The organism is Streptomyces sp. NPDC001415, assembly GCF_053597395.1.
Genome location: NZ_JBSFIE010000037.1, coordinates 1 through 14,386 on the forward strand (window position 1 = coordinate 1; position 14,386 = coordinate 14,386).

Consider the following 14,386-nt stretch of genomic DNA (forward strand, 5'->3'; position numbering starts at 1 on the left):
ACGAAAGGGCTCCCACTTCCTCGCCTTCCTCGGCCTCGCAGCTGCCCTGACCTGCTACAAGAAGCTCGCAAAAATCGCCACATGAGACACGCTCTTAGCGCGAACTCACCGAAGGAATCTCCCTGAATCTCCATCGGTGCATCCGTACTTCGCCAGACTTCCCAGATCATCACTGGGTACTCTCCGCGGTCATCGGGACGGGAGGAATCCAGGACATAGATGCCTCCCATTCCATCCTGCTGGATCGCGATCAACTCATGCGCCATTCCAACATTCCTGGCGTTAAGGGTCTCGTGAGAACTTCCCCAGAGCGTGTCGCCACCCATCGGCGTCTTGTATACGCCCAGAAAATCCTCAGCCGCAATGTCCAGCGAACCGAACTCTTCGATGAAGCGTCGATACGACGGAGGAAATCGCACCCCCATAGCCTGTTCCGCTGCATCGATCAGGCGAAAATCACAGACGCCAAGGTGGTTGGCTTCGTCCTCATTCGCATGAACAAGGCTGATCAACTCCTCCACGGCTTCCAATGCACGGGAGGTCATCCGCCTAGCTCCTTCAGTCTTGCGCGCCAATATTTCTTCCGTCAGTTTTTGGAAGCGGGGCGGTAAATTCTGCTTGGAATATCGGTTCCACTCTTCCAGTGGAGCTGATGTGAATTTCCAGAGTGCATGCTACCCGAGACCTCTCCGACGGGTCCATCCTGCATCTGGAGCATGTGGCGAAGGTTGCCGTAAGGGGAGGCTCAGCCGCAGCGGAACTGGGAGGTCGTTGGGTGAATGGTGAGCAGGGTCGACCTCGTTTTCGTCGCCGTGTGAAGGAGTTTTGCGCGCCGGCTACGCCGGAGGGTTTGTTCGGGGAGCTGCCGCGTACGCGCGCGCCGGACGTGTCCGTGAAAGGCGGTTGAGGACCTTGTCGTGGCGGGTGGCGATGCCGCGCCATTGCTTGAGGCGGTTGAAGCACCGTTCCGCGACGTTGCGTTGTTTGTAGGGGTCTTTGTCGAAGCGGGGCGGGCGTCCGCCCCGGCTGCCGCGCCGGGCCCGGTTGCGGACCGGGTCGGCCCGTTCGGGGATGGTGTGGCCGATGCCGTGGCGACGCAGCCAGGCCCGGATCGCCTTGGAGCTGTAGCCCTTGTCGCCCAGCAGATGGGCGGGCCGCACCCGGGGGCGCCCCGGGCCGGTCCGGGGCACCCGTATCGCCTCCATCACGGCGGTGAACTGGGTGCAGTCGTTGGTGTTCCCGCCCGTGAGAGTAAAGGCGAGCGGGCGGCCGAGCCCGTCGCAGGCCAGGTGGATCTTGCTGGTCAGGCCGCCGCGCGAGCGTCCGAGCGCCGGAAGGCAGAGCCCCCTTTTCGCGCTCCGGCGGCATGCTGGTGGGCACGCACGACGGTGGAGTCGACCGACACCAGCCAGTCGATGTCGCCGATCGCGTCCGCCTTCGCCTGCGCGACCCGGAGCATCCGCTCGAAGGTGCCGTCCCTGGCCCACCGGCGGAACCGGGTGTGCAGCGTGGCCCACGACCCGTACCGCTCGGGCACATCCCGCCAGGCCACCCCGGTGCGGAACTTCCACACGATCCCGTTGAGGACCCTTCGGTCGTCCAACCGCTTGCGGCCCCGGGACGATACCGGCAGCAGCGGACGGACGAACTCCCACTCGGCATCGGACAGTTCATGGCGACGAATCACCCGACCGTGATCCACCACTCAAGATCACCATTTGACGACAGGCCCTAGCCCGCCCCACAGCGTCGCGAGTTCGGCGAGCTGTGCGAGCTGCTCCGCGCTGAGTCTGCCGCGTCGGCTTTTCTGGTTGAGACCTGGATGCCGCGGCGTGCGGATGTCCTGTTGGGGGAGGCGTGTCCTGGTGTCGGGCCTGGAGTGTCAGGCAGGCGGAGTGGGGTTGTCGACGTCAGCCGACGCCGTCCTCGCGACCGTCGTCGGCTTTGATGCCGGGGCTGTTTGAACGGCTGGCTGAAGGAAGTTGCTCGTGAAAGCCTATTGGTCCTGGCCGCCCCGAAGGGATGACCAGAACCAATAGGGAGAAAGCCGCGAGGCTTTAACTAGTTCCTTGTGCCTACCAGTTCCACTTGTTCGAGTTCTTCATGTATTTGTAGCACGCGATGGCCAGTGCGAGAGAGGCTACGCCTATCCCTGCCGCCACCAGTCGCCCGCCGATTCCGAGACCGGATATTGGGCTTACGGAAGTTCCGAACCCTCCCAGTACCCCAATACAGGCGAGGAACAGTGACCGCCAGTCAAAGATGATTGGACTGGCCGCGTTTATGACTCTTTTGGTGGCCCTTCCAGATTTGGTTGAGTTGAGCCAGGGGTTCATGGGTTTCATGGCGTTGGGTTTCAGATGATGGGGGGCTTGGGCCGCTGGTCGAGCGGGCCGGGTTCGAGGTAGCGTACAGGCCCGCCGGCGGGGAGCAGATAGTCGACGATGGTGCAACCGAACGCGACGGGCGAGCCGAAGACCCTGGCTGCCATAGCTCCGCCCGGTCCTACGACGAGTCCTACTTTCTGGCCGCCGCTGATCGCGTACCCGAACCCCTTGCCTGTGATGTATGGGCCGATGAAGCCCTTGAAGGACTCCTTCGCTTCGTCGGTCCGCCCGATCAACGAGAGGGCCGCAGCGTCAAGTGCTCCTCGATAGCTGAAGAACCCGACGACGTTGCGTACGCCACTGGGTATTCCTGCGTCACTGTGTGAGGGGAATTGCGAGGAGTGGTCGTTCTTGGGGTCGTCCTGTGGCTTGTAGTTAATCTTGGCGTTCTCTTCCGCCTTCTTCCGGGCGGCTTCGGCCGCGGTGCGCTGTTCCTGGTTGCGCTTCTCGGTGGCGGAGGCAAGTGCCTGCTGAGCGGCACGGCTGGCTTCGGCCGCGTCCTTGCCTGCATCCAGGGCGGCCTGGCGTGCCGTGGCCGCTGAGGCTGCGGCGGAGTCGGCGTAATTGCTGGCCTGGGCGGCGGAGTTGGTGGCCTGGGCTGCCGAGTAGTTGGCTGCCCTGCTGGCTTTCTGTGCGGTTGCTGCGGCGTCCTTGGCGAGTTTCGCGGAGGCGGCTGCTTCGGCGGCCGACCTGTCGGCAGCCTGCGCGCTTTCCTTGGCTCGCAGAGCGTGGCCCTGGGCGTCCGCGGCGGACTTCTTGGCAGCGGCCTCGTACTGTTTGGCGTCCTCGGCCCGGCCGCGGGCAAAGGCCGCTGCCTCGGCTGCAGTGTTGGCGTTCTCGTATGCCTCGGCAGTGGTGCGGGCCGCGATGCTGATCTGGGTGCTGATGGCTGCTTCGTGGGTGTAGGTGTCCTGGTCGGCCTGGGCGGCCTTGTACTGGATCCGGGTGACGAAGACGTTCCTCATCCAGTCCGGTCCAGCCATGGCGATGCGGGCGGCGGCCTTCACATACGGTCCGCCCTTTTCCAGGATGCGGAGGGTTTCCACCTTGTTGTCGTCGGCCAGGACGCGCGGGTACTCGGTGGTGAGAAAGGTGTACAGGGCCTTGGCCGAACCGTCGTTGAGTGCCTTCTTCCCTGCTTCCCGCACACCCTTGCCGGCGCCTTCCATGACGCGTAGGACCTGGATGCGGTATTCGTCTCGCTGGCCTTCGAACATGCCAGTGGTCAGGAACTCCTCGACCGCCCGGGGGCCGTCCGTGAGGGCCTTCTCGGCCGCGGCCGCGGTCTTGGCGGCGCCGATGGTGGCGAGGTGGACGACGGTTTCGCGGTCGTCCTCCTGCTCTGCCGCAAGGCGCCCGGAGCTGAGCCAGGCGAGCGTGTCCGTGTTCGTACCGGACAGGGCGTTGCCCGCGGCCTTCTGGGTCCAGGGCCCGTCGCTGCCGAGCAGGTTGAGCGCGGCCCGGCGCGCCAGAGCCACCCCTGCTGTCTTGTCGCTCGCCGCCTTCTCTGTCGCGTCGGCCAGGAGCTTCTTGGTCTCCTCGCTCATCCGGGCACCCTGGGTCTGCGCGCGGTCCTTGGCCTGGCCGATTTCCTGGCCGAGGGCCGTGAGCTGTTTGGCGTCTGCGGTTGCGGCGGCTTCGTCCTGTTCGAGCCGGTACTGCTCGGCCTCTCGGGCGACCTTGCTGACGGTAGTGGCTTCGGTGGTGGCCTTGGCAGCGGCCTCGGCGGCCTTCAGCGCCGCCTCCGCGTGGGCGGTGGCCTTCTTGGCCTCCGTGTCGGCCTCGCCCGCATGGTCGGCCGCCTCGTCGGCGGCCTCGGCTGCCTGCTGGGCGTGGCCGGCCGAGGAGTTGGCGTATTGATGGGCTGCGCGCGCGGCGCTGGCGGCCTGGGCGGCCAGGTTTTGCGCACGACTCGCGGCCCGGGTGGCCTGGCCCGCTGCAGTACGAGCGGTCGCGGCTGCTTCACGAGCGCGCTTGGCCTCGCTCGCAGCAACCCCGGACTGCTCACTGGCGCTGGCGGACGCGGCGGCGGCCGCGGCGGCGTTCTGCCCCGCCCGTGCGGCTGCTGCGGCCGAATCCCCGGCAGCAGCACTCGCGTCCGCCGCGTGACTCGCGGCTGCGGCGGCATCCTTGGCCCCGGCGGCTGCCTCCCGCGCTAGTTGGGCTGCTTTGCGGGCATCGGCGGCCTTGTTCCGGTCTCCGATCGCCGCGTTCGCCGCGTTGTAGGCCCGGGCCGCTGCTTGGCCCGCCGCTGCAGCCGCGGACGCCGCGTTCGAGGCGGCCCTCGCCGCGGTCCGGGCTGCGGCGACCGCGGTGTTGGATGCGTCTACCGCGGCCCGTGCCGCTCCCGCTGCTCCTTCGGCGGCCTGTGCCGCTCGGCTCGCCGCCTCACCGGCCTTGTCGGCATCCCCCTCGGCCTCAGTGGTCTCCTTGGCCGCTTTCTCCGCTGCCTTCTTCGCCAGGTCGGCGGCCACATCAGCCCGGGACGCGGCCTCCTTGGCCTGCTCAGTCGCGGCCTTGGCCTCCTTACCAGCCTCCGTCGCGGCCTTGGCCAGCTGAGTTACGGTCATCAGCTCCTGGTCACGCGCCTGTGCCAGATACTGACCGTTTTCCAGGAAAGCGACAAGGTCCTGAGGCGTGCCGTTCATGGCGCGCTTCCCAGCTTCCCTCAGTGCGGGACCTCCCGTTTCCATCAACTGCAGGACTCTGATTCGGTTGTCCTCGAAGGCGGCCTCAGACCAGCCGCTTTGCAAGAACGCGTCCAATGCCTCCGGACTGCCGTCGTTCAGCGCCTTCTTGCCTTCGCGGTTGACCCCTCGGCCACCCTCGCTCATCGCCCTCAAGACCGCGATCCTGCGGTCGTCCTGCAGAGGCTTATCAAAGCCGGACTTCACGAAGTCCAGTACGTCCTGAGGGGAACCCGACAGAGCCTTCCGTGCAGCCTCGGACACCCCCTTCCCGGCAGTGGGCATCATCTTCAGGATCGTCACCCGCGCATCCTCCACCGAAGCGCGGCGAAGGCCTGTGGCGAAGAACTTCCGCAACTCTTCGTCACTGCCCAACAGGGCCTTGGCTGCTTCGCGTTTCACCCCCTTCCCGCCCGCCAGCCACTCATCCACCGCTTGCGCACGACTGCCCGCAGGCGGGGTATAGCCCGGCTCCGCCGGTGCGGCCTGTGCCGCCGTGGTGGAGAACACGACTGCCGACATGCCGAGCGCGACCAGTGACGCGCGCTTACCTCGTATGCCAGACACGGCGTAGCGAGGCCGCTTGGACCATTTCATGATGGGGTGTCACCATCCTAAACGAGACGGTAAGGAACGGGAGTTCAGTCAGGACTGCCTGAGCGTCAACCTCGAAACACCATCACGTCTAAGTCACAGGTAAATAAAGGACCAAAGGCCCGTGTGGCACCCGCTCAAGGGTGGGGGGTGACGGGCTGGAGTCGCTTTGACCTGCACCTTTGATGCAGGGTCTTTGGTCCCGCAAGGAGCGGCCGAACTGGCGGTAACCGGGTACGGGTTGATGTTGATCACAGCGAGTTAACCGGTTGGACTCCAAATCCTCGTGCTACTTCTGGAGTGTGACGCCGCCTCGGCCTGGGCTCGGAGCCTGACGTCTCCTTGCCCGGTTGGCGGTGTTTTCCTGAACTCCCAATAAATCTAGAGAGGGTCGTTTGTGATGCGTGTGCGATGGCGGTGGATGATTCCGGCTGTGGCGAGCGCCAGCCTGCTGGTCGCGGGGATAGCCGTCGCGGCAGACCTCGACACCGACGAGTCCGCCGGTTCCGGGAAGACTGCCGATACGGCGATGCCCTCGACGGTGGAAACCTTCGACTACCCGGATGCCGCGAAGATCCTCAAGGAGAAGAACCTCAAACTCAAGCGCGGGGACGGGCACATCGTGCTGGCTGAATGCGGAAGCGCCCCGAACCTCATGCAGTTCATCGGCCGTGATCAAGACGACTTCTGCTTCCGAACCATCGGCGACAACGGCTACCTCAGCCTGGAAGCCCCGGCCGTCGCCGGTGTGCAGACCACCGACCATACGGCGCACATCAACATGACGGTCGATGACAAGACCAAGTCTTACGACATAGGCAAGAACGACTTCCGGGGCATCGGCGAGACCACCGACCCCGAGGGCCGCAACCACACCCTCGTCGAAATCCGCACCGCCAAGTAGCCCAGCCCCGCACGGTTCTACGGACTAGCGACTGTGCCCTTGTTCCCTTATGCCGCTACTTTCACTCTCGCCCAAGGAAGCCTTGATATGCCCTTCACTCCCGCCCGCACCGTCGGCGCCGCCGGGCTCATAACCGCGGCGCTCGCCGCCAGTCTGGTCACCGCGGCTCCGGCCGGTGCTGTCGTCGGTGAGAAGGCCACAGATGCCGCGTACGCGGCGATGGCCCAGCTGAAGATCGGCGACACCCAGCGGGCCTGCTCCGGAGTGCTGGTCGGGGCGCAGTGGGTGCTGACCGCGAAGAGCTGCTTCACCGACGGGACTGGTGAGGCCAAGCTCACGGCCGGGGCGCCGAAGCGGAAGACCACCGTCACCGTGGGAGGTTCCGACCTGACGCAGAAGGGGGGCGCCACCCTGGCGGCGACCTGGCTCGTGCCGCGCCAGGACCGGAACGTGGTGTTGGTCAAACTCGCCCGCCGCGTCCAGGGCGTCACCCCCCTGCCTCTTGCCACCAGCGCTCCGAAGACAGGCGAGCAGATCAGTGCGCTCGGATTCGGACGGACCGCCGACAGCTGGGTCCCCGACAAGCTCCACCAGGCCACGTTCACCCTCAGCGCCGTCGACGCAACCAGCATGCAGCTCAACGGATCCACCAAGGCCACCCTGTGCCAGGGAGACGCCGGAGGCCCGGCCCTGCGCACCAAGAACGGCGGCTACGAGGTTGTCTCCGTCAACTCCCGCTCCTGGCAGGGTGGATGCCTGGGCACTGACCCGACAGAGACCCGCACCAGCGCCAGCAACACCCGTGTCGACGACATCGGCGACTGGACCCGGCAAGGGATCGGCGTACCGGGCGACCTCACAGGCAGCGGCCACCCCGACATGCTGGCCATCGACGATAAGGGGCAGCTGCGGCTATACCCCGGGCTCGGCAACGGCCAGCTCGGCGACATGAAGGTCATCGGCACCGGCGGCTGGAGCGGTGCATCGATCGCGCACCGCGGCGACTTCACCGGCAACGGGCACGAGGACGTCGTCGCCCGCATCGGCACCACCTTGCGCGTCTACCCGAACCAGGGTGACGGCACCCTCGGCTCCCCGATCACCATCCGCACCGGCCTCCCCACCGAGGCGCAGGTGGTGGCCACGGGCGACATGACCGGCGACCGGATCCCAGACCTCATGATCCGCCAGGGCGACCAGCTTTACTTCTACGCAGGCGACCCCGACCATCGGCCCTTCGTGAAGGACCCCGTACTGCTCGGCGGCGGCTGGTCCCCCTACACACTCTCCTCGCTCGGGGACGTCAACGGCGATGGCATCCCCGACCTGCTCGCCCGCAACACCAGCACCCACCAGCTGCTTTTCTACCCCGGCCACGCCGACGGGCGCTTCGGTGACCGCAGCGTCTTCGGCGCCGGCGGCTGGGGCACCTCCTGGCGGCCCCTGGTCACCGGCACGGCCGACGCCGCCGCTACCGGCAGCCCCAGCCTGTGGGCCACCACCCAGGACGGCAAGCTCCTGTACTACGCGGGCGGAAAGAATGCCGACAGTACCCCCAGCCACGGCACCGCGACCGTCATCGGCAGAGGAGGCTGGAGCACCATCCGCGCCATCAGCTGACCCGGGCTGACTCCCGCCCGCTCATGACAACCAGGCTTTCGGCCTCAGTAGAGAAAGTGTGCACGGCCGGGTCGGTCATCCCGTCCCGGGCTGTTGGGCGACGCTCAGCTTGAGTACGTACTCGGGGGTTGGCGGCGTTCGCGGTGGCCACGGCCGGAGTGCGTCGTGTTGAGGTTCGTGTGCGACGACATCGTGCACATCAACCTTGCCTTTGCCGGAAATCTCGTCCGTGCAGGTCAGGCCGTATTCTGGTACTGATGGAGGCTGCCGCCGAGGCGATCGCGTCGTCGTATGTCGAGGCGGTCTATGACGTCCGGATCGGTGATCGGCACCGGCAACGGTTGCAGCGGGCGGGTGTTGGCGATGCCCTGATGGGGCCGGTGGGAGTTGTAGAAGTCTTCGAACTCCCGCAGCGAGTGCAGCAGGTGGCGCTGGTTCCAGATCAAGGTGCGGTCCAGCAGCTCGCGTCGGCAGGTCTGCCCCCACCGTTGCGTGATCGAGTTCATGCGCGGCGTCCGCACGCCGCTGAGCACGACCTCGATCCCCGCGTCCTTGAGGACGGTGTCGAACAGGGCGGGGTACTTCCCGTCGCGGTCCCGGATGATGAATCTCGCCCGGCAACCGGCGTCTTCGAGATCCATGACGAGGTTCCTCGCGGTCTGTGTCACCCAGGATCCGGTCGGGTGCGCGGTGGCACCGAGAATCCGGATCCGCCGGCCGGCGTGCTCGATCACCGCGAACACGTAGAGGAGCACTCCGGACAAGGTGACGTCTCCAGGAAGTCGCACGCCAACAGGGCGTCGGCCTGGGAGCGCAGAAAGTCCGCCCACGTGCTGGAGGCCCGTTCGGGCGCCGGGTCGATCCCGGCATCCTTCAGGATTTCCCAGACGGTGGATGCGGCCACCTTGATCCCGAGAACAAGCAGTTCGCCGTGGATGCGACGGTATCCCCAGCTCGGATTCTCGTGGGCAAGCCGCAGAACCAGGGAGCGGATAGAGCGCACGGTCCGCGGTCTTCCCGAGGGCTTCGGCCGGGAAGCGGCAGCGTGGCGGCGTGCGAGAAGGTCCCGGTGTCAGCGCAGCACCGTGTCCGGGCGCACCACCAGTCGCACCCTGTGCAGCGCCTCCGACGTCAGGCGGTGCGGCAATGCCGCCAGGAACGCACGGTCGCCCGGGGTGAACCGCGCTCTCTCGTTCCCGAGTTGGTGCTGCAGCACCGTGATCTGATGGCGCAGGGCGAGGATCTCTACGTCCTTGTCTCCGTCGCTCATCGGCAGCAGACGCAGCATGGCGAACGCGTTCGTCACGGTCAGGTAAGCCAGTCGCAGCAGCACGATCGACCATCATGCCGGGACGATCACCAGCGGCGTGAGAGGAGCAATTCGAGATCCCGCGGCCGAGACCCCGCATACCCCCCGCACCAGCTCTCACCACAGCGGATGAGGTTTTCGGCAAGGGCAGCTCAACAACTTGCGCCAGATCGTCGGTTCGGCGGCGGGGAGGGCGTTGAGGCAGGCAGGACGACAGTGGCCCGGAGGGCGAAGCCTCCGGGCCACTTTGGTTTCGGCATGTCGAGCCTGCCGAAATGCGTTGCGGGGGCCCTCGCGCCAACGCGGCCGCCGCGATTGTCCCGTATGTCGAGGTTGGAGCCACAGACCGGCGGGAGTATCCGTACCTGTGCGCGTGTGCACGCGAACAAGGCTGTGCCCAGAATCACGGCCTTGAGCGGGTGGCTCAACTGTGTTTGGGACGCTCCTGCGCATTCATTTCTGGATCAAGGTTCTGATCTGCAGCGATGCTTTCCCCTCGGAGTGAAAGGAGCGTGCCCAGCTTGAGACGCGGGTGCTCGCTATCGGGGCCTGTGCGGTGCTGGTACGTCGTGGGCGGCTGATGGTGCGACAACATCTGATGAGTGCCACTCGCACGGGCGACGCCAACCGCCCCTGGGTGCACGCCAGTTGGAGCCACAACCGATGGAGGAACCATGCCCAGCCGTCCCGTTCGCGCGGCGTGTGTGCAGTCCGGGCCCGCCCCGCTGACCGCCCCCGAGACGACGATCGTCGTCATCGTGCTGATCCTGGCCACGATCCTGGCGCTGGCCGGCTTGCCCAGCCTGTCCGTCACCGTCCTGCTGACCGAGGCTGCCGCTACCGGAGTGAAGCTCGCCCATAAGTTGCGCTGCGTCCAGTCGGCCGCACTGTCGGGGAGCTGACGATGGGACGACGGGAGAACCCGATAGCCCCGTGCGACAAGGCGCTCTTCGCGCTGGCGCGCTGGCTGCGCAGTCAGCGCGAAGCCGCTGGGCTGAACTACACCCAGCTGGCCCGCCGTACGGAGAGGGTCCGCTGGGCTTCGCTCCCCGCGGAGGAATCGGCCAAGTGCAGCGCAGACACGCTGTTGCGTGCCGCCTCCGGGGCCAGGGGGGTTCCGAGGCGCAAGGTGGTGCTGGCGTATGCCGCCGCGTGCGATGCGAATCTGGCCGAGGCCGATCGGCTGTGGCGCCGAGCGCGCTACCGGCAGATCCAGGAGGCTGAGCCGCTGAAGGAGAAGCCCAGGCACATCGCCTACGTGCGGGACTTCGCCGACTTGCTGCTTGCCATGATCGATCAGTACCGCAAGGCGGGCTGTCGCTCCTACCAGGAGCTGGAGGACCTCAGTGGTGGCAAGCTGTCGCACTCCACGGTCTGGCGGGTGCTCACCGAGCAGACCAAGCGACCCACCCGGGACTTTGTCCTCCACTTCGCTCGGGCTTGCGGGGTGCGCGGCATCGCCCTCAGGGAATGGGCACAGGCCTGGGAGCGGGCAGAAGACCGGCGCACCGGCGGCGCCCGACGCCCCAACAGCCGCGGCCCGGTCGTTCCGGTGAACCGGGGCTCCCTCCCCGGCACTCGGGGGTCTCTGGTTGAGGGGTTCTACCTCGACCGTGCTCGCCATCCCACTGGCCAGGATGTGTGGACGCTGAGCCGAAGCAGGGTGATCTCCGAAACGGCGCTACGGCAGCGGCAGGAGGAAATCGTTCTTGGGCGCCGCGTTCTGCCCGCCGAGGAATTGGTGGCGGCGCGCAGCCTCAGTGCCCGTGCCAGAACTCCTTGAGCGTAGGCCCGGGCGGCACCGCGGCTCTGAAACCACGGTGCCGCCTCACGGCGTGAGCCCGGCCGTGCTCACAGGGTTCAGGCTCTCTAATGGAGGGAAGGGCCAGGCCACCTACCGTCAGTGTTGCGCCATCTTGTCGACGCGCTTGCGCAGTCGTTTGCTCTCTTCGTGCAGGAGGCGTAGGCGGCGGAGGTGTGCGCCGGCGGCAAGGAGGATGCCGGCGGCCAGGCTGCCGAGGAATTCGGGCAGGGCGGCGTTGATCACAGTCACTTGCCCACCACCTGGGAGACAGTCGTAACGCGAGCCGTGTGCCGGGCTCCGAGCCGCTTGAGTTTGCGGCGGACGCGCTCTCCGTAAGCTGGTGGGCAGCCAGTGGCGAGCGCCGCCTGGTCCCAGGTCTGCGCCGTTGTGGCCCAGGCCCGGGCCGTTGAAGCCTCGTCTGGCTCAAGGCTGCGGAGGACGGCACCCAGTCGGCTGTCGGCCAGCTCGGCGGCCAGAACCTCGGACTCGGGGGTTCGGTGCTCGACCAGCAGATCCTCAACCGTCCATGCAGTCCCCACCGGCTGGCTGAGTAGCGCGGTGCGCTTGCCCCGTACTCGGCGTTCCCACAAAGGCAGCAGCGCTCGGTGCTCAGCATCGGTGTGTCTGCGTAGCAGGTCCAGGATGAAGGGGTTGTCCGCGCAGCCGCGGCCGAGCACCTGGACCCAGTCACCGAGCAGAGCCATCTCCACGGCTTCCCGCCACAGCTCCGGCCGGGACAGACCCAGCCAGTTCCGGCTGAACATGTCGACTGCCCCGGTGTCGCCGTCGATGACGGCGCAGCGCGCGGCGAGCGCGGCTACAAGCGCCTCCCGGGGCTGCGGACCTGGCCGGAGCGAGTGCCGGGTGATGATCTTGGCGAAGCGGTCCAGGTACCGCACGAAAATCACGAACATGGGACGGAGCAGCTCGTCTTCCCGTGTGTCGTCATCGGCGAGGCTGTACAGACCGAAGGTCAACCACTCCTTGAGGGTCACGTCGGGCAGACCCATGCCAATACGGCTGAGCTCGATCTTTTCGTCAAGGACTGGCCTGCCATCTTGATGGCACGTCGGGCTGGGGCCGTGAAGCCCGGTGGTCGGCATGAGGAGGGGGCGCGTGCACAGCTCGGTGGCGTCGGTCGGGACGGCGGGTGTCATGGGCGGGCTCCTTGGCGGGATGGGAGAAGGCTCTGTCATCTCCAGACGTGGCACAGGGAACTTCCGGCAAACAATCTTGGGAACTGCCGTGTGCTGTACGTCACTTGAGGGGCGACTGGTGCCGTGCGGCTCAACTGCGTTGCCCATCCAGGCTGTTGACGTGCCGATTCCTGATGCATTCGCGTCTGGGCCACCGCTTGACGGGATGCTCTTGGCGGTCCTTCAAAAAATTTTGTTCCAGGCGGCGACGAAACCGGCGCTGGGTCGCACTACCTAGGTGCCAGGGCAGCGGCGGTGTCGCTGGAAGGTGTTGGTGCTTCACCCGGGGTCCCGGTCCTTGGTGCTGTCGCTACTAGCGCGGGTTCACCTCGCACGACGTTTTGAAAGGAACCGCCCATGGCAGCGCAACGCACCGAGCCGGGCGATATGCCTGGTTCACGCGTGAGGGTGCCGACGAAAAGCGGCCCAGCGCCCTACAAGTGGGGAGAGGAGGAAACCGCCGGCGCCTTCGTCGAGCACCTGACCGTTGTTGCGGCACGACGACTCGATGACCTCGACAAGGCCGTCGAGCTCGGGCAGGAGGCCTACAAGCTCCTGGGCGAGGCCCTCGCCAAGGGCGTCACCATCGCCACGAACGAGCAGGCGTACGCCGCCGGCATCCTCTACCACCTGATCAACGCCCATCTGCGGGAGCAGTACCGCCTCAGCGATGAGGAGGTGCCGGAACGGGCCGTATTCGTCAACCTCGGAGCGTCCGTCGAATTCGAGGAGACCCTCGCCGCGGTACGCAAGGTGCTGACACCCGATCAGTACGCCTGCTACGTGCTCCATTATGTCGACGACCTCGCCGCACCGGACATCGCCGAAATACTCGGCCTGCCTGTCGCCAAGGTGCACGGCTATCTGACCCGCGCCCGCGCGGCCCTCAGGCAGCCCGAGATCAAGGAACTGCTCGACCCGCAGGTATGACCTTCCAGTTCCCGCTTCGGGATCACGTCCCGCGGTGTGCGAGAGCCGCTGCACGCCGCGGATCGTGATCCCTTAACGGGGCCTGGCCGGCCCCGACGCAGAAACACTCGGAACCCAGGGAGAACCATGTCGGACCTGCACACACTGCTCCTGGAGCAGATTCGAGAGAGGGATGCACGCGTGCGTGATGCGCTGGCAGCCTCTCAAGCTGACTCTTCAGGCGGCCCTCCTCCTGAAGACGGCTCCAACGACAACATGCCGGATACTGCGGGCGACGTGACCAGCCCGGAGGAGACCGAGCACGGCCGTGACTGGAGGGGCAGCACACCGGTGCCCCGTGCCCGTAGCGGTTCGGCGATGAGGCGTCAGCTTGTCGCCACGGCCGCGCTCGCCGGACTCGGAGCGATGTCGGCCAACATGGTGGTGGCTGTGACCAACCTGAGCGTCCAGGCACTGACCTGGCTGGTGGTTCCGGTTGCTGTGGCTGCCCTTGTCCGTCATCAAGGAGGCCAGTTCGCTCGGGGGGACACCAAGGGCTGGCAGCCCCACGGCAGTGTGAACTGCTGACGCTGGCCCGCTGCGCTCCATTTCCTTACCCAGGCAGCGGGTCTGAGGGACACTGCGGGGAACGACCGTTGGGAGGTCGCCTACCTGATCACCGCTCAGCCAGGTCATGGTGGCTGAGTCGGCATGCACCGGCCCTGCCCGGGGCGTGCGCACGACCGCTAAGGGGGGTTGTCGTGCGCGCCCGACTGTGAGCAGGCGATCAGCGAGGACCGGTGGGCATCAACGCAACATGTGGGGGTTGGCAGGGGGCCGACTGCCCCGGTCCTTCACATCGGTCACGCTCCTGTACGGCGTGGCCTGCGAACTGTGCTGGTGGGTGACGAGTACGGGGAGTTGTCACCCACCAGCACGGGCAACACCACGCCGTGCCGCACCTGGCAATGGCGGA

12 protein-coding genes and 1 pseudogene are annotated in these 14,386 nt (G+C 66.6%); 6 read left to right on the plus strand and 7 right to left on the minus strand.

The window, feature by feature from the left end; translation table 11 throughout:
* The 4 genes from ACWC2B_RS32010 to ACWC2B_RS32025 form a co-directional block, all read right to left on the minus strand.
* Nucleotides 1-545 (minus strand): SMI1/KNR4 family protein (locus ACWC2B_RS32010; protein ID WP_450722780.1); only part of this gene is annotated, 545 nt, incomplete at its 3' end.
* Between the two features lie 41 nt (nt 546-586).
* Nucleotides 587-718: a hypothetical protein gene (locus tag ACWC2B_RS32015; RefSeq protein ID WP_450722782.1), complete on the minus strand. Its 132-nt coding sequence runs from the start codon at nt 716-718 to the stop codon at nt 587-589.
* 118 nt (nt 719-836) lie between these two features.
* Nucleotides 837-1,684, minus strand: a protein-coding gene (locus ACWC2B_RS32020) for an IS5 family transposase (protein ID WP_450722893.1) whose coding sequence is annotated in 2 segments (ribosomal slippage) — nt 837-1,330 and nt 1,330-1,684 — 849 coding nt in all. Because the reading frame shifts where the segments join, the coding sequence is not laid out codon by codon here.
* 672 nt (nt 1,685-2,356) lie between these two features.
* Nucleotides 2,357-5,671: an ALF repeat-containing protein gene (locus ACWC2B_RS32025; protein WP_450722784.1), complete on the minus strand. Its 3,315-nt coding sequence runs from the start codon at nt 5,669-5,671 to the stop codon at nt 2,357-2,359.
* Between the two features lie 430 nt (nt 5,672-6,101).
* Here ACWC2B_RS32025 and ACWC2B_RS32030 point away from each other — a divergent pair, with 430 nt between their 5' ends.
* Together ACWC2B_RS32030 and ACWC2B_RS32035 are read left to right on the plus strand one after the other, a co-directional pair.
* Nucleotides 6,102-6,572 (plus strand): hypothetical protein, encoded by a 471-nt coding sequence (locus ACWC2B_RS32030; protein WP_450722786.1) that lies wholly within the window; start codon nt 6,102-6,104, stop codon nt 6,570-6,572.
* Between the two features lie 87 nt (nt 6,573-6,659).
* Nucleotides 6,660-8,192: a trypsin-like serine protease gene (locus ACWC2B_RS32035; protein WP_450722788.1), complete on the plus strand. Its 1,533-nt coding sequence runs from the start codon at nt 6,660-6,662 to the stop codon at nt 8,190-8,192.
* Nucleotides 8,193-8,428: 236 nt separating this feature from the next.
* Here ACWC2B_RS32035 and ACWC2B_RS32040 read toward each other — a convergent pair.
* Nucleotides 8,429-9,525, minus strand: a pseudogene (locus ACWC2B_RS32040) (integrase core domain-containing protein).
* Between the two features lie 650 nt (nt 9,526-10,175).
* Here ACWC2B_RS32040 and ACWC2B_RS32045 point away from each other — a divergent pair.
* Nucleotides 10,176-10,403 carry a hypothetical protein gene (locus ACWC2B_RS32045; protein WP_450722790.1) on the plus strand — a complete coding sequence of 76 codons (228 nt, stop codon included), beginning with the start codon at nt 10,176-10,178 and terminating at the stop codon, nt 10,401-10,403.
* Between the two features lie 2 nt (nt 10,404-10,405).
* Nucleotides 10,406-11,284: a helix-turn-helix domain-containing protein gene (locus ACWC2B_RS32050; protein WP_450722792.1), complete on the plus strand. Its 879-nt coding sequence runs from the start codon at nt 10,406-10,408 to the stop codon at nt 11,282-11,284.
* Between the two features lie 117 nt (nt 11,285-11,401).
* Here the strand turns inward: ACWC2B_RS32050 and ACWC2B_RS32055 are convergent, their stop codons facing one another.
* Together ACWC2B_RS32055 and ACWC2B_RS32060 are read right to left on the minus strand one after the other, a co-directional pair.
* Nucleotides 11,402-11,554, minus strand: coding sequence for a hypothetical protein (locus tag ACWC2B_RS32055; RefSeq protein WP_450722794.1), 153 nt, complete (start codon nt 11,552-11,554; stop codon nt 11,402-11,404).
* On the minus strand, nt 11,551-12,462 hold the full coding sequence (locus ACWC2B_RS32060) for a hypothetical protein (RefSeq protein ID WP_450722796.1): 912 nt from the start codon (nt 12,460-12,462) through the stop codon (nt 11,551-11,553). Before ACWC2B_RS32060 ends, ACWC2B_RS32055 begins: the two co-directional genes overlap by 4 nt.
* 396 nt (nt 12,463-12,858) lie before the next feature.
* Between ACWC2B_RS32060 and ACWC2B_RS32065 the strand changes: the two genes are divergently transcribed.
* Together ACWC2B_RS32065 and ACWC2B_RS32070 are read left to right on the plus strand one after the other, a co-directional pair.
* Nucleotides 12,859-13,431 (plus strand): RNA polymerase sigma factor, encoded by a 573-nt coding sequence (locus ACWC2B_RS32065; protein WP_450722798.1) that lies wholly within the window; start codon nt 12,859-12,861, stop codon nt 13,429-13,431.
* A 126-nt stretch (nt 13,432-13,557) separates the two neighbouring features.
* Nucleotides 13,558-13,998, plus strand: coding sequence for a hypothetical protein (locus ACWC2B_RS32070; protein ID WP_450722800.1), 441 nt, complete (start codon nt 13,558-13,560; stop codon nt 13,996-13,998).
* The last annotated feature ends 388 nt before the right edge of the window (nt 13,999-14,386 follow it).

Excerpts from the sequence above, each read along its gene's own strand:
- ACWC2B_RS32035 (WP_450722788.1), top strand. The coding sequence starts at position 6,660 with ATGCCCTTCACTCCCGCCCGCACCGTCGGCGCCGCCGGGCTCATAACC.
- ACWC2B_RS32065 (WP_450722798.1), top strand. The coding sequence starts at position 12,859 with ATGGCAGCGCAACGCACCGAGCCGGGCGATATGCCTGGTTCACGCGTG.
- ACWC2B_RS32025 (WP_450722784.1), bottom strand. The coding sequence starts at position 5,671 with ATGAAATGGTCCAAGCGGCCTCGCTACGCCGTGTCTGGCATACGAGGT.
- ACWC2B_RS32060 (WP_450722796.1), bottom strand. The coding sequence starts at position 12,462 with ATGACACCCGCCGTCCCGACCGACGCCACCGAGCTGTGCACGCGCCCC.
- ACWC2B_RS32070 (WP_450722800.1), top strand. The coding sequence starts at position 13,558 with ATGTCGGACCTGCACACACTGCTCCTGGAGCAGATTCGAGAGAGGGAT.
- ACWC2B_RS32050 (WP_450722792.1), top strand. The coding sequence starts at position 10,406 with ATGGGACGACGGGAGAACCCGATAGCCCCGTGCGACAAGGCGCTCTTC.
- ACWC2B_RS32015 (WP_450722782.1), bottom strand. The coding sequence starts at position 718 with ATGCTCCAGATGCAGGATGGACCCGTCGGAGAGGTCTCGGGTAGCATG.
- ACWC2B_RS32045 (WP_450722790.1), top strand. The coding sequence starts at position 10,176 with ATGCCCAGCCGTCCCGTTCGCGCGGCGTGTGTGCAGTCCGGGCCCGCC.